Annotated in this window: 16 protein-coding genes and 1 riboswitch; of the genes, 9 read left to right on the forward strand and 7 right to left on the reverse strand. The window is 56.8% G+C overall.

Translation table 11 applies throughout. The features are described 5' to 3' along the window. Window positions 1-270: 270 nt before the first annotated feature. Window positions 271-1,725 (reverse strand): MFS transporter, encoded by a 1,455-nt coding sequence (locus HB779_RS22525; protein ID WP_371823949.1) that lies wholly within the window; start codon window positions 1,723-1,725, stop codon window positions 271-273. A gap of 383 nt (window positions 1,726-2,108) precedes the next feature. Between HB779_RS22525 and HB779_RS22530 the strand changes: the two genes are divergently transcribed. Beyond that, on the forward strand, window positions 2,109-2,882 hold the full coding sequence (locus tag HB779_RS22530; RefSeq protein ID WP_188346191.1) for an SDR family oxidoreductase: 774 nt from the start codon (window positions 2,109-2,111) through the stop codon (window positions 2,880-2,882). Between the two features lie 50 nt (window positions 2,883-2,932). Here the strand turns inward: HB779_RS22530 and HB779_RS22535 are convergent, their stop codons facing one another. Then, window positions 2,933-4,138, reverse strand: a complete 1,206-nt coding sequence (locus HB779_RS22535) for a S9 family peptidase (protein WP_188346192.1) — start codon at window positions 4,136-4,138, stop codon at window positions 2,933-2,935. A 242-nt stretch (window positions 4,139-4,380) separates the two neighbouring features. Here HB779_RS22535 and HB779_RS22540 point away from each other — a divergent pair, with 242 nt between their 5' ends. Beyond that, complete coding sequence (locus HB779_RS22540) at window positions 4,381-5,034, forward strand: helix-turn-helix domain-containing protein (protein ID WP_188346193.1); 654 nt, start codon at window positions 4,381-4,383, stop codon at window positions 5,032-5,034. A gap of 335 nt (window positions 5,035-5,369) precedes the next feature. Here the strand turns inward: HB779_RS22540 and HB779_RS22545 are convergent, their stop codons facing one another. Next, complete coding sequence (locus HB779_RS22545) at window positions 5,370-6,659, reverse strand: amidohydrolase family protein (RefSeq protein WP_188346194.1); 1,290 nt, start codon at window positions 6,657-6,659, stop codon at window positions 5,370-5,372. A 208-nt stretch (window positions 6,660-6,867) separates the two neighbouring features. Here HB779_RS22545 and HB779_RS22550 point away from each other — a divergent pair, with 208 nt between their 5' ends. Further along, window positions 6,868-7,932 (forward strand): nucleotidyltransferase domain-containing protein, encoded by a 1,065-nt coding sequence (locus HB779_RS22550; protein WP_188346195.1) that lies wholly within the window; start codon window positions 6,868-6,870, stop codon window positions 7,930-7,932. Window positions 7,933-7,973: 41 nt separating this feature from the next. Here the strand turns inward: HB779_RS22550 and gcvP are convergent, their stop codons facing one another. From gcvP to HB779_RS22570, 4 genes are all read right to left on the reverse strand, one after another. Further along, window positions 7,974-10,772 carry an aminomethyl-transferring glycine dehydrogenase gene (gcvP, locus tag HB779_RS22555; protein ID WP_188346421.1) on the reverse strand — a complete coding sequence of 933 codons (2,799 nt, stop codon included), beginning with the start codon at window positions 10,770-10,772 and terminating at the stop codon, window positions 7,974-7,976. Window positions 10,773-10,782: 10 nt separating this feature from the next. After that, window positions 10,783-11,151 carry a glycine cleavage system protein GcvH gene (gcvH, locus tag HB779_RS22560; protein ID WP_188346196.1) on the reverse strand — a complete coding sequence of 123 codons (369 nt, stop codon included), beginning with the start codon at window positions 11,149-11,151 and terminating at the stop codon, window positions 10,783-10,785. A 5-nt stretch (window positions 11,152-11,156) separates the two neighbouring features. Continuing rightward, window positions 11,157-12,260: a glycine cleavage system aminomethyltransferase GcvT gene (gcvT, locus tag HB779_RS22565; RefSeq protein WP_188346197.1), complete on the reverse strand. Its 1,104-nt coding sequence runs from the start codon at window positions 12,258-12,260 to the stop codon at window positions 11,157-11,159. Window positions 12,261-12,410: 150 nt separating this feature from the next. After that, a riboswitch (glycine riboswitch) is annotated at window positions 12,411-12,507 on the reverse strand. Between the two features lie 130 nt (window positions 12,508-12,637). Next, on the reverse strand, window positions 12,638-13,831 hold the full coding sequence (locus HB779_RS22570) for an adenylate/guanylate cyclase domain-containing protein (protein WP_188346198.1): 1,194 nt from the start codon (window positions 13,829-13,831) through the stop codon (window positions 12,638-12,640). A 480-nt stretch (window positions 13,832-14,311) separates the two neighbouring features. Between HB779_RS22570 and HB779_RS22575 the strand changes: the two genes are divergently transcribed. The 6 genes from HB779_RS22575 to HB779_RS22600 all read left to right on the forward strand — a co-directional run bounded on the left by HB779_RS22575 (window position 14,312) and on the right by HB779_RS22600 (window position 21,494). After that, a complete protein-coding gene (locus HB779_RS22575; RefSeq protein ID WP_188346199.1) occupies window positions 14,312-15,316 on the forward strand; it encodes an LLM class flavin-dependent oxidoreductase in 1,005 nt (334 codons plus the stop codon). Between the two features lie 16 nt (window positions 15,317-15,332). Then, window positions 15,333-16,685 (forward strand): LLM class flavin-dependent oxidoreductase, encoded by a 1,353-nt coding sequence (locus tag HB779_RS22580; RefSeq protein WP_188346200.1) that lies wholly within the window; start codon window positions 15,333-15,335, stop codon window positions 16,683-16,685. After that, the gene (locus HB779_RS22585; protein ID WP_188346201.1) at window positions 16,685-17,878 is read left to right on the forward strand and encodes a M20 aminoacylase family protein; all 1,194 of its coding nucleotides are present in this window, start codon (window positions 16,685-16,687) and stop codon (window positions 17,876-17,878) included. Before HB779_RS22580 ends, HB779_RS22585 begins: the two co-directional genes overlap by 1 nt. Window positions 17,879-17,896: 18 nt before the next feature. Beyond that, window positions 17,897-18,448, forward strand: a complete 552-nt coding sequence (locus HB779_RS22590) for a GNAT family N-acetyltransferase (RefSeq protein WP_188346202.1) — start codon at window positions 17,897-17,899, stop codon at window positions 18,446-18,448. 253 nt (window positions 18,449-18,701) lie between these two features. Then, window positions 18,702-20,507: an amino acid ABC transporter permease/ATP-binding protein gene (locus tag HB779_RS25665; RefSeq protein WP_188346203.1), complete on the forward strand. Its 1,806-nt coding sequence runs from the start codon at window positions 18,702-18,704 to the stop codon at window positions 20,505-20,507. Window positions 20,508-20,558: 51 nt separating this feature from the next. Continuing rightward, entirely contained in the window at window positions 20,559-21,494 is a 936-nt protein-coding gene (locus tag HB779_RS22600) for an ABC transporter substrate-binding protein (RefSeq protein ID WP_188346204.1), read from the forward strand. The last annotated feature ends 18 nt before the right edge of the window (window positions 21,495-21,512 follow it).

The following is a 21,512-nucleotide window of genomic DNA, read 5'->3' on the forward strand; positions in this document are numbered from 1 at the left end:
GCTATGGCAACGGCCAGCGACGTCCGTTTAAAAGCACGTTTGAACTGCATCTGCGTGTTCCTTTGTTTGATAACACTGGCGCAACGATCCATGCGAACGAGCGCATCCCATCACGTACCGGCTGCAATACCAGGACGCGTCAGCTTTAAACCAACCGTATTGTGACGAACCTTCGACGCATGGTCATGACCTTGCCGACCAGTGGCCCCAATCTTTACCGGATGGGAACCGGATCAACCAATCAAGTTGCGGTGAGGCATAGTTGTACGCTCACCGCTTGTGACCGCTGATATCTGCCCCTGCAGACTGCGAAAACCGGATGTTCCAGATGGTTGCTGTCAGTGAAATCGCCGTCACAACCAGAAATGCCGCCGAGAAATCGGTAATGACAGGCGTGGCGTGGTCGCGCGCCAGCATGGAACCGGACAATGCCAATGCACCGGTGCAAATTCCGAGGGACAACATGAGCTGCTGGAAAGTTGTATAAAAGCTGGTGGCGGAACTCATACGCTCGCGCCCGATCTCATCATAGGCAACGGTGTTATACGCCGTGAACTGGAACGACATGAAGAAACCGCAGCACATCAGGATAGCGAAGATCAACGGCAGCGGCCAATCCGGCCGAAACGCCGCGCACACCGCATAACCGAATGTTGCGATCAGACCATTGACGATCAGGCTGGCGCGGAAGCCGAAGCGCCGGAGAATTTTCGGCGCAACAGTTTTCATCAGCATCGAGCCCAGCGCTGTCGCCACCATGATGCCGCCAGCACGAGCGGCCGATAGGCCAAAGCCGAGTTGCAGCATGAGCGGCAGCAGAAAGGGCTGCGCGCCTTGCGTAATACGGGTCAACGAACCGGCAATCACCGATGTACTGAAGCTACTGACGCGCATAAGCGAAAAATCCAGAATAGGCGAGGGGTGGCGCTTGGCATGGGCGAGATAGCCGAGCCCGAATACGACACCAACGATGACAAGAATGCCCGCCAGCATGCCTTCATCAGGACGGCTTGCCATTTCAAAGCCAAACAGCAGCGAGCCCAGTGAAATGCCTGACAGAACCAGCCCGAGAAAATCAAACGGACCATCCGCTTCACCTTTGAATTCCGCGATGAAGCGTCTCACCAGAATAAAACCCAGACAGCCGATGGGCACATTGATATAGAAAATCCAGCGCCAGTCGAAATAGGTTACGATCAGACCACCGACAGGCGGACCGAGAATGGGGCCAACGAGGGCAGGGACCAGCAGCCACGACGTGGCAGCCACCAGATCCTTGCGCGCCACACTGCGCAAAAGCACCAGACGGCCGACCGGCAGCATCATGGCGCCGCCAAGGCCCTGGATCATCCGGGCGAAAACGAGAAAGCGCAAATCCGGCGCCTGCGCGCACAGGATCGAACCGAAGACGAACACAATGATCGCCAAACTGAAGACCGTCCGCGAACCAAAGCGGTCGGCGATCTTGCCGCTCGCGGGAATGAAAATGGCAAGACTCAGGAGATAGGATGTCAGCGCGAGGCTCATCGCCGGCGGATTGACACCGAAATCGCGCGCCATGGTGGGCAGGGCCGTGGCAAGCACCGTGGCATCCAGTTGTTCCATGAACATGGCGCTGGCGATGATAACGGCAATGGTGCGGAAGTTGGGACCTGTGGTTTGATTTTCAGGCGCTTGGGTCATAATTGGCCCAGCCGGAGAGGCCGGGTAAGTTTGGTCCGACATGGTCGGGTTCGCTCTCGGTAGCGCGTACATATCGGAAAGAAAATGACGCGGATTGGCAAACGGTGGTTGGCCGTGGGGAAACGACGACCGATATAAACCTGTGATTGCGCGATATCCATATACATTCTCGTGATATTTTGTACCGGTTACAAAATAATTCCCGCTGAATACACCGATTTTGCCGCGCCTACCGAGAGCCACGCGGACCGCAGGCTAGTTCCCTCCGCCGAAGCCGCCAACGCGATATTCCTCTTGGTTATTGCATAGATAACCAAATGTCATTTCCTCGGCACATCCGTATGTGGCTATTGAACGGTTCGTTGACGGCGTTCACGTTTAGAACCGTATTTCTTATTTTGTCTATTGCAGAGAGGAGAATTGAAATGGTTGACCACAGCATCAACGGAAAGATCGTGCTTATCGGCGGCGGCGCCAAAAACCTCGGCGGTCTGATTGCCAGGGACATGGCCGCACAGGGCGCAAAGGCCGTCGCCATTCACTATAACAGTGCCGCAACACAGGCGGCTGCGGAAGAGACTGTTGCCGCAGTCAAGGCCGCTGGTGCCGATGCGATTGCCTTTCAGAGTGATCTGACGACGGCTGCTGCCGTTGAAAAACTGTTTGAAGATACGAAGGCGAAATTCGGCGCCATCGATATCGCGATCAATACAACCGGCAAGGTATTGAAGAAGCCGTTTGTCGAGATCACCGAGGCCGAATATGACGAGATGTTCGCGGTCAACTCCAAAGCGGCATTCTTCTTCATCAAGGAAGCTGGCAAACACCTTAGCGACAATGGCAAACTGGTGACATTGGTCACATCACTGCTTGGCGCATTTACGCCCTTCTATGCGGCCTATGCGGGTGCGAAAGCACCGATCGAACATTTTACCCGGGCGGCTTCAAAGGAATATGGCGCACGCGGCATTTCCGTCAGCGCCATCGGGCCCGGCCCAATGGACACACCGTTCTTCTATCCGGCTGAAGGGGCGGATGCGGTGGCTTACCATAAGTCCGCCGCAGCGCTTTCAGCGTTCAGCAAGACGGGACTTACGGATATTCAGGACATCATTCCGTTCATCCGCTTTCTCGTTTCCGACGGCTGGTGGATTACCGGCCAGACCATTCTGATCAATGGCGGTTATACGACCAAATAAGAACAGAAAGTCCGGGGCCGAATGGGTCCCGGGCTTTCTTCCAATAGTGCTCAAGCGAGGGCTGGTACGCGAATACGTGCGACGCCCTGATCGATACCGAGCTTTCCGGCCAGCCAGTCACAGATAAATTCCTGACCCAGCGTCGGATTGTCGACCTGACAATGGGCAGCACCGGTTTCTGCGGGATCAAACAGCTTGAGTTCCGCAGCAACCCCATGCGCTTTGGCGTAATCGTAGGTGTCTGTTGCCGTTTTCAATCCGAGCCAGTCTTCCGTGCCCTGCAACACCAGATAAGGCATGCTGATCTTGTCGATCACGCCTTTCAGGCTGAACGCCTTTGCTTTCTCGATTACACCGTCAGGGGTCGCAGCGCCGAATACCCATTTCAGGTGCTGCCAGATCAGCCGGTCCGGCGTCGCAAGCCAGCTCGCAAACAATGACGACATATCGAACATGACGGAATCGGACACAGCAGCCACGAGCCGCTTCTCAAAGGATGCAGCGCGCGCTGCATATACACCGCCGACGCTGGCGCCATACAGCGCAATTTTTGCCGGATCGACATCCGAGCGCGTCAAGAGATAATCGATGCACGCGCCAACCGGCACTTCCGTATCCGGACGATTGACGATCTTCTGCCGCCGCAGCGTTCCACCCTGGCCCGGCATATCTACCAGCAGTAATGACATACCGCGCGTCAACGCATGTTTGGGCATTTCGTGCAGCAATTCGTCCTTGTATTCGTCCAGACCACCAAACGCGATCACCACTGGCGAGCGAACGCCATTGTCAGAGCAGGGCAGAAAGTATGCATCAAGATGCGCGCCGTTTTCGTACGGAATTGCGATGACCTCACCCGCCGGGTGCAGCCCGGCAAGATAGTGATGCGAGCAGCGCTCGACGCTGTCGAACGTATCGATGCGCCGCAGATCGTCATGGGCCAGATAGAACTCGGATGACCGGTAGTAGTTTGCAGCGCGCAACCAGTTGCTGGATGCTGTGCGAAAAAGCTGGCGGGCGAAAGCTTCTTCTGCGCGGCGTTCGCTGTTTTTGGCAAACACCTGCCATTCGCGGTACCAGCTTTCCGTATCGCCGGGTGTCATTCGCGACGCAGCCGCAAAGCATTCGCCGATCAGGCTCGCGCCCTCCTGCGCACCGCCGAGCGTGCGGGCGAACTGGAAACTCAGCTCGGACTCTCCGGGCCACTGGACCCATCCTTCCTTCTGATAACGCCCATACGAAGCTTGTGCCGACATGATGTCTTCCTTTCACACATATGTAAAAATGCGGACGTGCGAGAACCGGGTCATCCACGCCGCTCGACAGTGAGCAGCTAGTCTGCTCCTGCCGATGCAGCCTAGCCAACTTTTGTCACTTCCACAAATAATTTCTTATTTTCCCATTTATCATATTGATATTTATAATTATATCCATTACATATATGTAATATTTTACGGTCTTAACCATCGATTTAACCCTCAGGCAAGGAGCAATTCCGATGAACAGCAAATCGCGTGTGGCGTCGATTCTCGCAGCACTTCCCATCCGGAAGACCGCGAAAAGTCCGCCGTCACGCATACCGGCGGATGAGATCGGCCAGCGTCTTCGGCAGTTGCGCAAATCCAGGGATTTTTCGCTGGCGGATGCAGCCCACCTGACGGGCGTGCCGGAAGCCACGCTGTCGCGGATTGAAACGAACAAGATGTCGCCAACGTTCGGTATGCTCTACAAGATCGTCGAAGGGCTTGGCTTCGACTGGCAGGACATGCTGGCGAAACCGTCAAGAGCGCCGTCGTCCGTCAACGTGTCCCGCCTTGATGATATCGCCTTCACGCGCCTCGCCGATATTCCCTACAGTTACGCATTGCTGCATCAAGGCAATACGGGGGGACTTACACCGCTGCTGATGCGGGTGCATGCCACCAGTGTGGAAGATGCCGGCGGACTTGCCGGACATGCCGGCATGGAATTCTGCTACGTGCTCTCAGGCACGCTGGAGTTGAGTTTTGACGGGAAAGAGGGGGTTACGCTTAAGGCCGGAGAAAGCTCTCTGTTCAGCAGTTCCACGCCACACGCGTACACGACGCCCCAGCCAGATGAAACCGAGATTCTCATTGTCCTGATGGGCCGGGATCCAACGATACGATTTTGAGCTTTGAGCCGATCCACGGAATGTGTTCATTGAGTAAGGTGCCTGATGAGGGGCTAACCCATAGTGAAACACTCAAAAGTTGCACTTCATCCTTGAACCCACCCTGCTACAGGCCAAAAATCACATAATCTATCTTATGGAACTGCAGGGATGAATATGACTGCATTAAAATCGTGCGTGGTTCGACAAGCTCACCATGAGGGAGATGGAGGATTGCAGGGAGCCATATTCTGCACGGTTCCGATTAACTTTGCAGCCAAACCATCTCCCTCATGGTGAGCTTGTCGAACCACGCACAATGATCATGCCAATCTTGATCACAACTGAACTACAATCTAGCCAAGTTTAGGCGCATAGGCTGCCGCATCGACCCAATCCGGACGACCGGCCAAAGTGAGTGCACTCACGCGTTTCGGCGTCCGCGCAATCACCTTGCCTGACTTGATCACCACAAACCGGGTTGCTTTGAGCCGGATAGCTTCGATCGTATCGGCGGCCTGCAACAGCACCATATCCGCCTTGCAGCCGACGTCGAGACCGTAGCCCTCCAGATTGAGGATTTTGGCGGGCTCGGTCGTGACCGCTGCAAAGCATTGACGCATGGCATCACGGCTCGTCATCTGCGCCACATGCAGTCCCATGCTGGCAACATCGAGCATGTCGCCCTGACCCAGCGAATACCACGGATCCATCACGCAATCATGCCCGAACGCCACGGTGATGCCGTGCGCGAGAAGTTCCGGTACGCGTGTCATGCCCCGGCGCTTCGGATAGGTATCATGCCGCCCCTGAATACTGATATTGATCAGCGGGTTGGCGATGGCCGCAACACCCGCCTCGGCTATCAGCGGCAGCAATTTGCTGACATAGTAATTGTCCATCGAATGCATGGACGTGAGGTGTGAACCTGTTGAGCGTCCGCCAAGGCCGAGGCGTTGGGTTTCATAGGCCAGCGTTTCGATATGACGTGACAGGGGATCGTCGGTTTCATCGCAGTGCAGATCAATCATCAGGCCGCGCTCTGCCGCGATCTCGCACAGTGCCTTAACACTTGCTGCGCCATCAGCCATGGTCCGCTCGAAATGCGGGATACCACCAACCACATCAACGCCGAGATCCAGCGCACGGTTGAGGAGATCAACGGCACCGGGATAACGGTAATAGCCATCCTGCGGGAAAGCCACGAGCTGCAGATCGATATAGGGCGCGACCTGTTTCTTCACTTCCAGCAGTGCTTCCACACCGAGCAGCCGTTCGTCGCAAACATCCACATGCGTGCGGATGGCAAGCAGGCCCTGTGTGACCGCCAAATCGCAATAGCGCAGCGCGCGCTCAATGACGGCATCATGGGTCAGCAGCGGTTTAAGCTCACCCCATATCTGAATGCCGTCGAGCAAACGGCCGCTCTCGTTGAGGCGCGGCTGGCCGAGCGACAGCGTGGCATCCATGTGGAAATGACTATCGACAAACGGCGGCGAAACCAGCAACCCTCCGGCATCAATCGTCTCGCCCGCCTCGCCCCCAAGATTAGCTTCCACCGCAGCGATACGGCCGGATTTCACGCCGATATCCACGCCGGTGCGGCCATCGGGCAAGGTCGCGTTGGTGACTTTGAGATCAAACATAAGGCTTCCTCAACATGATAGGCGTTGCGCTTTTTCATGGCATAACATGGTAGGTAGTCTAACGTAAACGGCTGCAAATACGGGGATTATCCCTTTTTCGTTAGGTTTCCGCTACGAAAGGGATAAACTTTTTAGAATCAGCTATCTATTCCCGGTAACAAGCGATATTATCCCTTTTTAGATCGAAAAAGCACTATTAAGGGATAATATGAGCAAATTCAGAGAATTATCCTCAGAGCAGATTCGCCAGCTGATTGATACGGAGCAGGCTTATGACGTTTATCAAAACAGCCTGAAAGAGTATGAACAGCGCTTTTCCGGATCGATGTCGTGGAAGAAAAGCGGCAATGACAAGGACTATCTGTATAAAAAGACTGGCGGCATCTGGAAATCGCTAGGTCCGCGTTCTGCCGGAACAGAGGCCATATTCGGTCAGTTCCATACGGGCCGCGAGGGGTCGAAGACACGGGTTTCCCGACTGGCAAAACGTCTCGACGAGCTTGCCCCGGTCAACCGGGCCATGACGCTCGGGCGCGTGCCGCTGCTGACGGCGCGGATTGTCCGTGCGCTCGGCAAGTCCGGCCTGATCGGCACGGCGGTCGATGTCGTCGGCACCAATGCCTTGTTCGTCTATGAACGGATGGCCGGGGTTCACATTGCCGGCGGCCTGCTGTCAACGCAGGACGTCGATCTGCTGCTCGACTCGCGTTTCAGCCTGCGGCTGATCAGCAAGGATTTCTCGCACAAGGGCCTGATGGGGCTTTTGCAGAAGATCGACCATTCCTTTGCACCCATGGCAAAGAATGGCTATCGCGCCGCCAATCGCGACGGCTTTCTGGTTCATCTGATCAAGCCCACGCCAAAGAACCGTATGTCTACTCGCGAAAAGACGCGCTTTAGCACCGATGCCGACGATCTGCAGGCTATCGAGATCGAAGGCCTGTCATGGCTGGTCAACAGCCCGAAAGTCTCGGCTGTGGTGATCGATGAAAAAGGCTATCCGCTGGATTATTCCTGCCCGGATCCACGCGCCTTTGCCTTGCACAAGCTGTGGTTGTCCCGGCGCGCCGACCGGGATGCGGCCAAACGCGTTCGTGACGAATTGCAGGCGAAGATCGTTGCCGGACTGATCCGGACAAGGCTACCGCATCTGTCGTTCGAAGCGAACGACCTGCAGGCACTTCCCGTCGCATTGCGGCAGCTTGCGCCTGAACTGGGGCCAATCCCCGATGATGACGCGGATGAGGAGTTGAGCCTGACACCCAACTGGTAGAAAAAAGCCCCTTCCGGATGATCCCGGAAGGGGCTTTTGTTTTAGCTGTAGGCCTGCATGGGCGGGCACGAGCAGACCAGATTGCGGTCACCCGCCACATTGTCGATACGCGATACCGGCGGCCAGTATTTCGGGTTCTCCTCGCTCTCGCCTGCGGGAAGGCTGGCTTCCCGGCGGGTATAAGGATGTGCCCAATCATCGGCCAGAACATCGCCCGACGTATGCGGTGCGTTGACCAGCGGATTGTCCTCGCGCGGCCAGACACCGCTAGCAACCTTTTCCGCTTCTCCGGCAATCAGGATCATCGCATCGCAGAACCGGTCGATCTCCCGCTTGGATTCCGACTCCGTCGGCTCAACCATCAGCGTTCCGGCAATCGGCCAGGACATGGTCGGTGCGTGGAAACCGTAGTCGATCAGGCGCTTGGCAATGTCCTCGACGCTAATCCCGGCGCTATCTTTCAGAACACGGGTATCGAGAATGCATTCATGCGCCACACGGCCGTTCTGGCCCTTGAACAGAACCGGATAATAGTCCTTCAGGCGTTCAGCAATGTAGTTGGCATTGAGAATGGCCATTTCCGTTGCACGCTTGAGCCCTGCTCCGCCCATCATGCGGATATACATCCATGTGATGGGAAGAATGGAAGCACTGCCGAAGGGAGCCGCTGAAACCGCATGCTGCGATCCCTTGGCCACATGGCCCGGCAGGAACGGAATAAGATGTTTCTTCACGCCGATCGGACCAACACCCGGACCGCCGCCGCCATGCGGAATGCAGAAGGTCTTGTGCAGGTTCATGTGACAGACGTCAGCACCAATATCGCCCGGACGGGCAAGCCCGACCAGCGCATTGAGGTTGGCACCGTCGAAATAAACCTGACCGCCATGTTGATGGATGACCGCACAGATATCCTTGACGCCTTCTTCGAACACGCCGTGGGTCGATGGGTAGGTGATCATCAGCGCAGCGAGATTGGCGCTGTGCAGCTCCGCCTTGGCTTTCAGATCATCAAGATCGATATCGCCAGCCTCTTCGCAGGCAACCACGACAACGCGCATGCCGGCCATATGGGCACTGGCCGGATTGGTGCCGTGTGCCGATTCCGGAATGAGGCAGATATCGCGATGCGCATCGCCCCGGTCGAGATGATAGCGGCGGATGGCCAGAAGCCCGGCATATTCACCTTGGCTGCCGGCATTGGGCTGCAACGAAACAGCATCAAAGCCGGTGATTTCTGAAAGCCAATTGTCCAGATCATCAATCATCGACTTGTAGCCAAGCGCATGATTAGCCGGTGCAAAGGGATGCACATTGGCAACGCTCTGCCAGCTGACCGGCAGCATTTCTGCAGCGGCATTGAGCTTCATCGTGCACGATCCAAGCGGGATCATCGCGCGGTCAAGCGCCAGATCCTTGTCGGCCAGACGGCGCAGGAACCGCATCATTTCGGTTTCGGAACGCTGCTGATGGAACACAGCCTGGGTCATGAAACCTTCAGCCTGCCGTTCGCCAGGCAAAGTTGCGTTGGCTTCAGCCGGTAAACTCGCACCAAACAGCGCAACCAGCGCCTTCAGATCATCTTCCGACGTTGTTTCATCGACCGTAACGCCAAGACGATCCTGATCGATGATCCGCAGCAGCCGTCCGCCCTCTTCCGCCTTGGCAGCAATCGATGCAGCCTTGCCGGGAACAGTAACCGTCACCGTGTCGAAGAAATGCGATCCGGCAATGGTAAAGCCAGCGCCTGTCAGTGCCGCAGCAAGGCGGGCAGCCTGTGTGTGGACGCCGCGTGCGATTGCCTGCAGCCCCTGCGGTCCGTGCCAGATGGCATAGGATACCGCCATGTTGGCGAGCAGCGCCTGTGCTGTGCAGATGTTGGATGTCGCCTTGTCACGGCGGATATGCTGTTCGCGGGTCTGCAGGGCAAGGCGGTAACCTGCTCGGCCCTTGCTATCGACCGACTGACCAACCAGACGCCCCGGAATAAGCCGCGTCAATGTTTCGCTGACCGCCAGATAGGCCGCATGCGGGCCGCCGTAACCGATCGGCACACCAAAGCGCTGCATGGAACCGGCAGCGATATCAACGCCTGCCTTGGCGGGCGGGGTGGTGATTGTCAGCGCCAGCGGATCGGCAACCGCCACAACCAGCGCTCCGGCAGCCTTGGCGGCCTGAATGACCGCGCTGTGATCGCCATAGACGCCGAATGTATCCGGCCATGGAACAAGCACTGCAGCGACAGTCGCGTCGATTGCGCCTTCATCCACGCTCATGCCAAGCGGTTCGGCACGGGTTTTCACCACGTCGACCGTCTGCGGATGCAGAGCACCGGCAAGCACGACACGGGTACGCTTTTCGCGGTGGTGGCGATAGGCAATGCCTACTGCTTCAGCGACAGCTGTTGCTTCGTCGAGCAGCGAGGCCGACGCAACCGGCAGACCCGTCAGTTCCGTCACCAGCGTCTGGAAATGGAACAGCAACTCAAGGCGGCCCTGACTGATCTCCGACTGGTACGGCGTATAAGCCGTGTACCAGGCCGGGTTCTCGAAAAGATTACGCAGGATGACCGCAGGCACGTGCGTGCCGTGATAACCCTGACCGATAAAGCTCTTGTGGGTCTTGTTCTGGCCCATCTTGGCAGCGAGTTCCGCCAGAGCTTCTGACTCGTTGACCGCTTCGGGAATATCCAGTGGGCGTTCGAGCCGGATCGACTTCGGCACAGCCTGCGCAATCAGGGTCTCAAGCGATGGGATGCCGAGCGCTGCCAGCATGGCGCGCGAGCCCTGAATGCTCGGGCCGATATGGCGGTCGGCGAATGGGAATATGGTGTCTTTCATCATCATGCCTTCAGCCAATGATTGCTTTATAGCCGGCTTCGTCGAGAAGGCCGGTCAGCTGGTCCGGATTGGAAAACTTCATCTTCCACAGCCAGCCATCGCTTGCGGCGGCCGAATTGACCAGCGATGGATCACTTGCGGTCGCGTCGTTGATTTCGGTCACTTCGCCATCAATGGGTGCATAAACGTCCGATGCAGCCTTGACGGATTCAACCACAACGGTGGCATCGCCCTTGGACAGCGACTGGCCGACGTCCGGCAACTGGACAAAAACCAGATCGCCGAGCTGATCCTGCGCATGGTCGGTAATGCCGACTGTCGCAATGTCATTCTCGACGCGGATCCATTCGTGATCTTCGGTAAAGTAAGTGGTTGCCATCTCTATTATCCTTTGAAGTAGCGATGTGGAGTGAAGGGGAGTGAATGAACTTCGACCGGAATGCGGTTACCCCGCACCTCGGCGAAAACCTTGGAACCAACAGCTGAAAGCGCCTTGGGCACATAACCCATGGCAACGGGGAAACCAGCGGACGGGCCAAAACTGCCAGAGGTGACCAGACCAACCTTGTTGCCGTCTTCGTCGAAAAGTTCAGCGTCGGTGCGCACTGGCTGACGGCCTTCGGGCTTCAGACCAACGCGCTTCTTGTCCGAACCGCTTGCGATCTTTGCGAGCAGCGCATCGGCGCCGATAAAGCCTGCGGTTTCGCGCACTGGTTTGGTTATGGCCCAAAGCAATCCGGCATCGACCGGGTTATAATCCGGCGTGATGTCATGGCCATGCAGGCAAAGCCCGGCTTCCAGACGCAGGCTGTCGCGGGCGGCAAGCCCAACCCAGGCAACACGTTCATCGGCAAACAGTTTTTCCAACAGCACGCGAGCATCGGCTTCCGGCAGACCGATTTCGAAACCATCCTCGCCGGTATAACCGGACCGGCTCATGAACCAGCCGCGCTTGGGTTCAAATCCGTGCATGAAGGCCAGATCCGTTCCGGCAATGCCAGCCTTGCGCAGGACATCGACTGCCTGCGGGCCCTGAATGGCAAGAAACACGCGGTCCAACGCATCTACCTTGCAATCGAAATCCTTGGCGACACCACGCAGATGGGCCTCATCAGCCGCAGCATTTCCGGCATTGGCAACGACCATGAAATGTTCATCGCCAAGCCGCGTGATGATCAGATCGTCAAGAATGCCCGCTTTGTCATTGAGAAAGAAGGTGTATTTGGATTGCCCTGCCTGCAGCGCTGCCGCGTCCAATGGGCAGGCGCGTGACAGGAGCGCCGCCGCGCCGGGTCCGGCAACATCGAACAGCTGCATATGCGAAATGTCGAAAAGTCCGGCATTTTCGCGAGTGTGCAGGTGTTCCTTCATCACCCCCAAGGGATAGGTGATTGGCATCGACCACCCAGCGAACCCGCCGAAGCGCGCAGTCGCGGCCTTGTGCAGATCATCAAGCGGCAATTGTTTCAGATTTTCTTCAGTGCCCATTTTTACTCCAGAGACGTGCAAAGACCTCCGCGATATCGCGGAACATTTCTTTGCCCCTCTGTCGGAAGCCTGAGAGACTCGCACAGCCAAGACCCTTGACTGAACTTACACCTTCGGCGCGGAGTTTCCCCCGACTTTCCAGAGTTGCCTTCCCGGTTTGCGGTTCCTGGTACCTGAGAGATTTCGGGCGATTTCCCCTTCGGTGGCCTGCCCATTTCTGTGCACGACACTCTCCCGCAAACTGACAGGGCCGAAGCCCTCGACAAGCCGGACCATAGCGCACCGGCCTTGCCCTGTCATCGTGCAATCGGCTGTTTTGCCGTTTTATGGACAGAAATTGTCTGATTGAGAATACTAAGCCGAATGCCCAGTCACCGTCACCGCGTCAGGGCAATCACACCCAGCGCCTGCCCCCTGCCCTTCACCCCATGCAATCCAAGGTGTTGAGCCTTGATATTATTGGACAAATTCATGCGTTGCGCCAGATCGCTGGAGATCAAAACCGGCGCTTCCAAGGTGCGGCAAAGGCTTTCCAGCCGCGCGGTCGTATTCACCGTGTCACCGAAATAGGTGATCTTGTGATGGTCGACGCCAATTTCTGCAGTGATAACAGGCCCGCCATGCAAGGCGGCGCGCAAGCGCGGAACCTGTCCGAATCGCTCCAGCCATTGAGTGGCGTTGGCTTCGATGCCATCGAGAATATCGAAGACACAGCGCACGCAGCTCGCATCCTTGATCCCGCGTTCGATCGGCCAGGTGATGATGGCGGAATCGCCGACATAATCGTCAATGGCGCCGCGATGACGCCGTACCGGCTCAGCAAATTCCGCAAACAGCGCGCTGAGAAACTGCTGTGCGCGCAGATCGCCGTGTTGTTCGGCAAAGGATGTGGAGCCGACAAGATCAATGAACAGGAAGACACGCTCTTCGGCGACCGGCTGGCGATAGCGGCCAATGACAAGGCTGGTAAAAATATCGCGGCCGAGCAATTCGCGAACGCGCAGAAAGAACGTCAAAAGCGCGGTTACCACAAGCGTGTAGAGGAGCACGTTGGGTGGAAGAACAACGGAATCCACGAATGATGTGGTCACCATGCCAAGGCTCCACAAAGCAAGACCGCAAACGGCAAATCCGACATTGATCAGCACGTAATAGATCGTCAGTCCCACCAGGATGAAGCTGAAAGTGGGTAGTGAATTCAACCAGAAATGCAGTTTCGGAAAAATCACGCCCCGTTCAAAGGCCAGCAAGGGCGTACAGATGCAAAGAGCGAAGATGGCGCCGATAAACGGTGAGCCACCGTAGATAACGATACTGTAGAAAACGCCGCTTGCCGCAACGGCGCTGAGGATTACGATCCAGAAACCAAAGGAATTGCGCGTCTTGATCCATGCATGCAGCTTGGGCAAGGCAGAGCTCCGCTCGAAAGCCAGCACGGGAATGCAGACGCCCACGGCAACGATGGCGCCCATAAAGGACGAGCCTTCATAGAACAGCGGACTGGACAGGAAACCACCGGCGGCGACCACAGCAAGAACAATCAACCAGAAGCCGAGTGAATTCCTGCGCATGATTGCTTGCCCTCATTACCAAATGTTGCACCCCATAATCCAAGCGGCCGCAACTTCACCGGGGACACTTTCAAAGTATCCTATCTCAAGATGCAGATCATTATCGAATGTGGTTGATTCAAGACGCCAGCAATGGTCGATACAACTTTGTACAACCAGTTTGCAGGGGCACAGATCACAAACGACAGCAATCGTCCTCTACTCTGAGACCTAAGCGAAGGCCCAGCCTAGCAAGCAAAACGTACTTAAGTCATTGGAAGAAAATACATTATTCACCAAATCCGCCTCTGTCACATCCGAAGCCTATCCCGGAAAGCACCGTTTCCGACGAAGAATATTAATACAGTTTGCCTGCCATTTTTTAGCAAAGCGTTCTTTGACGGGACCTGAAATTCGATAAAATCTGATCGCCTCTGAAAACGGAGTTCGTATCGCCCGGCGCGATACCCGGCTTCAATCACATGGAGGCCATACCCCAAAATGGGCTATGCACTGAGTTTACTCGACAAAAGTCCGATCTATGATGGCGAAACGGCAAGCGTGGCGCTGAAGCGCAGTGTTGCACTGGCGCGCCAGGCCGAACAGTGGGGTTTTCACCGCTTCTGGGTGGCAGAACACCATGATGCGCCGACGCTGGCAAGCTCATCGCCGGAGGTGCTGATCGCCTTTCTGCTGGCGAATACAAGCCGTATCCGTGTTGGTTCCGGCGGCGTCATGCTGCAGCATTACAGCCCCTACAAAGTGGCGGAAAATTTCAATGTTCTGGCGGCCTTAGGGCCTGACCGTGTCGATCTCGGGGTGGGCAAAGCGCCGGGCGGTTTGCCATTTTCCACCCGCGCCTTGCAAGGCACCGTTCCACGATCAGAGAAGCAGGACTTTGCCGCTCAGCTTGCGCAGCTCAGTGCCTTTCTTGACAAGGGATTGCCAGAGGCTGATCCGCTGACCGGCGTGCAGGCAACACCGCGCCCCGCCGTGGCAGCAAGCCGCTTCCTGCTTGGCGCCAGTGTTGACAGCGCGATCCTCGCTGCCTCGCAGGGCTGGGACTTTGTCTTTGCCAGCCATCTCAACGGCGATGAAACAATCCTGCAACAGACACTCGATGCCTACAGGGAAAAAGCGCCGGATCGCGCGCCGCTTCTCGCCGTCGGGATCGTCGCGGCTGAAACCGATGCGGAAGCCGACAGGCTGACCGGCAATATCCAGCACTACAAAGTGCATGTGGAGAATGGTCCGAGCGTGACAGTCGGCAGCGTCGAGCAGGCCGAAGAATATGCACGACAGGCCGGTGCCGCCAATTACCGCATCGAGAAGAAAACGCCCAATGTCATCCGTGGCTCGGCCCGCACGGTCACCACTCAGCTCGAGCGGCTGCATGACCGCTATGGCATCGGTGAATTCATTATCGATACCCCCATCAATGACGCCGCGAAGCGCCTCCGGTCCATCGAACTTCTGGCCCAGGCCCAGTTCGCCGCCGCGGTATGATCAAGGAGATTTCAAAATGACCAAGCGACCCATTCCGTTCGGCGTGATGCTGCAAGGTGCAGGCGGCCATATGAATTCGTGGAAACATCCCAGTTCGCCAGCAGATGCCAGCGTCAATTTCGATTTCTTCGTTCGAAGCGCCCGCAAGGCGGAAGATGCAGGCATTGCCTTTGCCTTCGTTGCCGACGGGCTCTACATCAACGAAAAATCCATTCCGCACTTCCTCAACCGTTTTGAGCCGATTGCCATTCTGTCGGCGCTCGCCGCAACGACATCCAAACTTGGACTGGTTGGCACGGTCTCGACCTCCTACAGCGATCCTTTCACCGTTGCGCGGCAGTTCGGCTCAATCGACAAGATCAGCAACGGCCGTGCGGGCTGGAACGCCGTGACATCGCCGCTGGAAGGTTCGGCCAAGAATTACGGCCGCGATCACCCGGACCATGCACTGCGCTATGAAATTGCCGATGAACATCTCGAAGTGGTCAAGGGCCTGTGGGACTCATGGGATGACGATGCCTTTGTGCGCGACCGCAAGACCGGCCAGTTCTTCGACAGGACCAAGCTACACCGGCTGAACCATCACGGCCGTTTCTTCAATTCGGAAGGTCCGCTGAACATCAGCCGCTCCGAACAGGGACAGCCCGTTATTTTTCAGGCCGGATCGTCCGATGACGGCATTGATCTGGCGGGCAAGCACGCGGATGGCGTGTTCACCAACCACGTGCCGATCGAGGAGGCGCAGACCTTCTACCGCCGCGTCAAGCAGAGTGCCGTTGAACACGGCCGCAAGCCGGAAGATGTGCTGATCTTCCCCGGTATCGCGCCTATCGTGGGGGCGACGGATGAGGAAGCTGAAGCCAAGTATCGAGAAATCCGCGATCTCGTGACCATTGACGAAGCACTGGCCTATCTCGGCCGCTTTTTCGACCATCATGATTTCAGTGCCTATCCCGTTGATGAGCCCTTTCCGGAGCTTGGCGATATCGGCAAGAACAATTTCCGCTCGACCACGGATCGCATCAAGCGCAACGCCAAGGAGAAGGGCCAGACCTTGCGCGAGGTGGCGCTTGAGATCACCACGCCGCGCAATGCCTTCACCGGCACGCCGGAAAAGATTGCCGATGAACTCATCCACTGGGTCGATAGCGAGGCAGCCGATGGCTTTATCCTCGGCTTCCAGATTCTTTCTCAAGGCCTTGATGATTTTACCCGCGACGTTCTCCCGCTGCTGGAGCAGCGCGGCTATCACAACAAGGTCCTGCCCGGTACAACCCTGCGCGAAAATATAGGCCTGCCCTTCCGCGTGAGCCGCTATGCCAAGGAGAAACAAGGCACCAGGGAACGCGTTGCCGAGACCGTGTTTTGATGGGACAGCAGGCAGACAATACAGGGGCAACAATCGCCGCATATCTCGACGAGATGGTGGCGCTTCGCCGCGACCTGCACCGGCATCCCGAGCTTGGCTATGACGAGCACCGCACCAGCGAAATCGTCGCGGACAAGCTCGCTGCCTGGGGTTATCAGGTGACGAAAGGTGTTGGCAAAACCGGTGTTGTCGGAACCCTGCAGAACGGCAATGGTCCAAAGCGGCTCGGTATCCGCGCCGACATGGATGCCTTGCCCATCGCCGAAGCAACCGGCCTGCCCTATGCCAGCAACACGCCCGGGAAAATGCATGCCTGCGGCCATGACGGGCACACGACAATCCTGCTCACCAGTGCGCGCTATCTCGCCGAGACGCGGGATTTCTCCGGAACGCTGAATGTCATTTTCCAGCCTGCGGAAGAAGGTGGCGCGGGCGCACGCCGCATGATCCGCGATGGTCTGTTTACGCGCTTTCCCTGCGATACGGTGTTCGGACTGCATAACTGGCCGGGTGTACCCACCGGGCAGTTTGGCTTCATCAGCGGTCCGGCTATGGCTTCGGTCGACAAGGTAACGGTGCGTATCATCGGCAAAGGCGGACATGGCGCACGGCCGCAGGAAACTGTCGATCCTGTGGTTGCCAGTGCCTCCTTCATCATGGCGCTGCAAAGCATCGTTTCGCGCAATATCGACCCGCTCGATGCCGCCGTGATCACGGTCGGCACCATCCACGCGGGCATTGCGCCCAATGTCATTCCTGACAGCGTGGAATTGGAACTGACGGTGCGCACCTTCCGCAAAGATGTGCAAGAGAACATCAAAGCGCGAATCCAAACATTGGCAAAGGCTCAAGCCGAAAGCTATGGCGCTGTCGCCGAAGTCGATTACCCGAGCGGCTACCCCGTTCTGGTCAACCATGCGGATGAGACGGAGTTTGCCCGGCAGGTCGCACTCGATCATTTCGGCACGGCGCGTGTGGAACAGGAATTCCGGCCAATTTCCGCCAGTGAAGATTTCGCCTTCATGCTGCAGGAAATCCCCGGCAGCTATCTCTTCATCGGCAATGGCGACAGCGCACCGCTGCACAGCCCGCTCTACAATTTCAACGACGAGATATTGCCATCGGCCGCCCGTTACTGGGTGAAGCTGACCGAAACCTATCTTGCCAAAAATCCTTCCGACAAACCCATCTGACGAGAACGCGAGACAGCCATGACCGATGTCTTTGTTTATACCACACCCAATGACGCACGCTCGCAGCCGCTGATCGAAGCGCTGATTATCGAATACGAAACCCGCTATGGCGATTTTTATGGCGAGCCGGCACGCAATGAACTGAGCCGCTACCCGGCAGAATTGTTTGCCGCACCGGACGGCGCTTTTCTGCTGCTGATCCGTGATGGCGAGACCATCGGCGGCGGCGCGTTCAAACGTTACGATGAACATACTGCCGAGCTCAAACGCATCTGGACCCACGCTGACCTGCGCCAGCAGGGACTTGCACGCAAGGTCGTGGTCGAACTCGAAGAACAGGCGGCACGTCAGGGTTACACACGCATTTATCTGACCACCGGCTTTCGCCAACCGGAGGCAAAAGAACTGTATCTGCGTTCCGGCTATACAGCGCTTTTCGATGTGAACGCCGCTCCAGAAACCTATCGTCATCTGGCCTTTGAAAAGGACATCAGCCATCTGACGGAGCGGTTCGCGGAGTTAGCCGCTACGGCTTCGCTCGAACACAACCTGATACGTCAAGCAGGTTGAAAATACAGTCGGTGCGCGGGCAAAACTGCCCGAAATGCACCAGCGTCACGATTGCCGCAACCGTGGGATTTCATGCTCAAGAAATCCGGTTCTTTGCAACAAAGGTTCTCAAGCCACCCCGAATTCGCAGTCTGCCGTCTTTGACTGTTCTCTTTAAACACTACTAAATCAGTCGAGTAAAATGGCATCCCATGCAAGTCTTTCCGGCATGGGAGATCTCGACTGAAAAGTGTTGCATAGGGGAATTGAAAGCATGGCGATAACAGCAGACTATACGGGCGCGCATTCCGTGCAGCAGCCCGCCTCCGCTGCACCTGAAGACTACACGCATTACCGGATTGTAAAGGCAAAATACCCGGCGCGTTTCTTCGGAACATTGTTTGCGGCGCTCATCATTGTTGTCACGCTGCAATCAATTCTGACCAATCCGAAATGGGGCTGGAATGTTTTTGCCGAGTGGTTCTTCTCGGCTCCCGTGCTGGCGGGGCTTGGCCGGACGCTACTGCTGACTGCCCTTGCTACAGTATTGGGCTTTGCCCTCGGCACTGCACTCGCCCTCGCCCGCGTGTCCAAGTCGCCGCTGCTGTCGGGTCTGTCCTGGGCCTATATCTGGCTGCTTCGCTCCATACCGCTGATCGTGCTGCTGCTCATCCTCAACAATCTCGGTTATCTCTACGCAACCGTACGGCTTGGTATTCCCTATACGGATATCCTCTTTGCCGAATATCCGACCATTTCGATCCTCAGCCCCTTCGCGGCGGCACTGATCGGGCTCAGCCTCAATCAGGCGGCCTTCTCCTCGGAGATCATTCGTGGCGGCATTCTGTCCGTTGATCAGGGACAGCTGGAAGCGGCAGCGGCACTCGGGCTTTCCCGCCGGCGTCAGGCATTCCGCATCATCCTGCCACAGGCCATGCGCACCATTCTCCCCACCGGTTTCAACGAAATCATTGGCTTGGCCAAGGGCACATCCATGGTTTACGTGCTCGCCCTGCCGGAGCTTTTTTACACGGTTCAGGTCATTTACCGCCGTAATCTTGAAGTCGTTCCGCTGCTGATGGTGGCGACCGTCTGGTATCTGATCATCATGACCTTCCTGTCAGTTGCTCAACACTATATCGAGCGGCATTATTCCAAGGGTGCCCTGCGCAATCCTCCTGCCCCGATCCTGCGCAAACTCTTTCGCCGCCTGTTCGGTGCCCCGATCCTCGCTCGCCCGCAGCCAGTCACTGTTGCTTCCCTACAGAATTTCACTCAGCGCGCAACCGATCGCAGCATACCGCTGGCCAAATGGCGGGCACCCGGCTCGGTGAAAATTCAGGGCGTATCGAAAAGCTTTGGCCTTCTTAAAGTGCTCGACGATATCCGCCTCGACATCAAGGCAGGCAGCGTCACCGCTATTCTCGGCCCGTCCGGATCGGGCAAGTCCACACTGCTGCGCACCATCAATCATCTCGAACGTGTCGATGACGGTTTCATCACCGTCGACAATGAACTCGTCGGCTATCGCAAGAGCGGCAGGACACTTTATGAGCTGAAGGAAAAAGACATCCTCAAGCGCCGCGCCGATATCGGCATGGTGTTCCAGAGCTTCAACCTGTTCCCGCATCTGACCGTGCTGGAAAATATTATCGAAGCCCCGGTTTCGCTCGGCCATCTGACCCGTCCGGAAGCGATCAGTCTTGCGCGTGAACTTCTCGCCCGCGTCGGTCTTAGCGACAAGATCAATGCCTATCCGCGCCAGCTTTCCGGCGGTCAGCAGCAACGCGTGGCCATTGCCCGGGCGCTAGCCCTGCGCCCGAAAGTCCTGCTGTTTGATGAGCCGACATCGGCGCTTGATCCTGAACTGGTGGGCGAAGTTCTGGATGTCATCAAGGAACTGGCGCGCTCCGGCACCACGCTGATCATCGTCACCCATGAGATCGGTTTTGCCCGCGAAGTCGCCGACACTGTGATCTTCATGGATGCCGGCAAGATCGTTGAAACCGGATCACCCGAACAGGTTCTGAACCGGCCGAAGAACGCGCGCACCGGCGAGTTTCTGGCAAAGGTTCTGTAGCAGAAAACCAATCCATCCCATTGATATTGAGCTAGTATTAGGAAACTGCGAATGACATTTCGATCGAGCCTTGCCTCTTTCACTTTGGCCGTCCTCATCGCCACCGCAGCCGGGCTGGCCATGAGCCACGCCGAAGGTTTTGACTTGAGTCCCGACCAGAGCAACCGGGTACGGGCCGACAAAAACGACAAGGTCATTGCCTCCATTCCGGCGAGCTTCAAATTCGTCAAGGACGGCACCTTGACTATCGGCATCAGTGTCGCGCATCCGCCGCTCAGCACCTATGCCACCGATGCACAGACTGTTGTCGGTTACGATCCGGACTTTGCCCAGCTGATTGCCGATGTGCTCGGCCGCAAGCTGGAACTGCTTCCCATCGCCTGGGCTGACTGGCCGCTGGGCCTCCAGTCCGGCAAGTTCGATGCGGTCATTTCCAATGTTGGTGTTACCGAGCAGCGCAAGGAGAAGTTTGATTTCTCCACTTACCGGCTCGGTCTGCACGGCTTCTACGTCAAGACGGATAGTCCAATCACCTCGATCAAGGAGCCGAAGGATATAGCCGGGCTGAAGATTATCACCGGGTCTGGAACCATTCAGGAAAAGATCCTGCTGGAATGGGACAAGCAGAATGTTGCCAAAGGGCTGAAGTCGGTTGAATTGCAATATTACGATGATGATGCAGTCAGTGCTCTGGCAATCCAATCGGGCCGTGCGGATGCGGAATTCAATCCCAACGCACCGCAGGCCTACAGGGCAGCAACAGATGGCAAGATCAAGCTGGTCGGAACCGTCAACGCCGGTTGGCCAATGATCGCTGACGTGGCGATCACCACTCGCAAGGGCAGCGGCATTGCCGACAGCCTGACCGCAGCCATCAATGAGCTGATTGCCGATGGCAAATACACGCAGTCGCTGGATCGCTGGAAGCTTGGCCCGGAAGCACTGGACAAATCGCGCACTAATCCGCCCGGCTTGCCAAAGATCTGATCTGCTTTCAGCCATAAC

The organism is Phyllobacterium sp. 628 (genome assembly GCF_014189505.1).
In the GTDB taxonomy this organism is placed as follows: Bacteria; Pseudomonadota; Alphaproteobacteria; order Rhizobiales; family Rhizobiaceae; genus Phyllobacterium.

Bases quoted from the DNA above. Each gene is read 5' to 3' on its own strand.
- HB779_RS22600 (WP_188346204.1), top strand. From the start codon at position 20,559: ATGACATTTCGATCGAGCCTTGCCTCTTTCACTTTGGCCGTCCTCATC.
- gcvT (WP_188346197.1), bottom strand. From the start codon at position 12,260: ATGGGCACTGAAGAAAATCTGAAACAATTGCCGCTTGATGATCTGCAC.
- HB779_RS22580 (WP_188346200.1), top strand. From the start codon at position 15,333: ATGACCAAGCGACCCATTCCGTTCGGCGTGATGCTGCAAGGTGCAGGC.
- HB779_RS22570 (WP_188346198.1), bottom strand. From the start codon at position 13,831: ATGCGCAGGAATTCACTCGGCTTCTGGTTGATTGTTCTTGCTGTGGTC.
- HB779_RS22540 (WP_188346193.1), top strand. From the start codon at position 4,381: ATGAACAGCAAATCGCGTGTGGCGTCGATTCTCGCAGCACTTCCCATC.
- HB779_RS25665 (WP_188346203.1), top strand. From the start codon at position 18,702: ATGGCGATAACAGCAGACTATACGGGCGCGCATTCCGTGCAGCAGCCC.
- HB779_RS22585 (WP_188346201.1), top strand. From the start codon at position 16,685: ATGGGACAGCAGGCAGACAATACAGGGGCAACAATCGCCGCATATCTC.
- HB779_RS22525 (WP_371823949.1), bottom strand. From the start codon at position 1,725: ATGTCGGACCAAACTTACCCGGCCTCTCCGGCTGGGCCAATTATGACC.
- HB779_RS22545 (WP_188346194.1), bottom strand. From the start codon at position 6,659: ATGTTTGATCTCAAAGTCACCAACGCGACCTTGCCCGATGGCCGCACC.
- gcvP (WP_188346421.1), bottom strand. From the start codon at position 10,772: ATGAAAGACACCATATTCCCATTCGCCGACCGCCATATCGGCCCGAGC.
- HB779_RS22575 (WP_188346199.1), top strand. From the start codon at position 14,312: ATGGGCTATGCACTGAGTTTACTCGACAAAAGTCCGATCTATGATGGC.
- gcvH (WP_188346196.1), bottom strand. From the start codon at position 11,151: ATGGCAACCACTTACTTTACCGAAGATCACGAATGGATCCGCGTCGAG.
- HB779_RS22535 (WP_188346192.1), bottom strand. From the start codon at position 4,138: ATGTCGGCACAAGCTTCGTATGGGCGTTATCAGAAGGAAGGATGGGTC.
- HB779_RS22530 (WP_188346191.1), top strand. From the start codon at position 2,109: ATGGTTGACCACAGCATCAACGGAAAGATCGTGCTTATCGGCGGCGGC.
- HB779_RS22590 (WP_188346202.1), top strand. From the start codon at position 17,897: ATGACCGATGTCTTTGTTTATACCACACCCAATGACGCACGCTCGCAG.
- HB779_RS22550 (WP_188346195.1), top strand. From the start codon at position 6,868: ATGAGCAAATTCAGAGAATTATCCTCAGAGCAGATTCGCCAGCTGATT.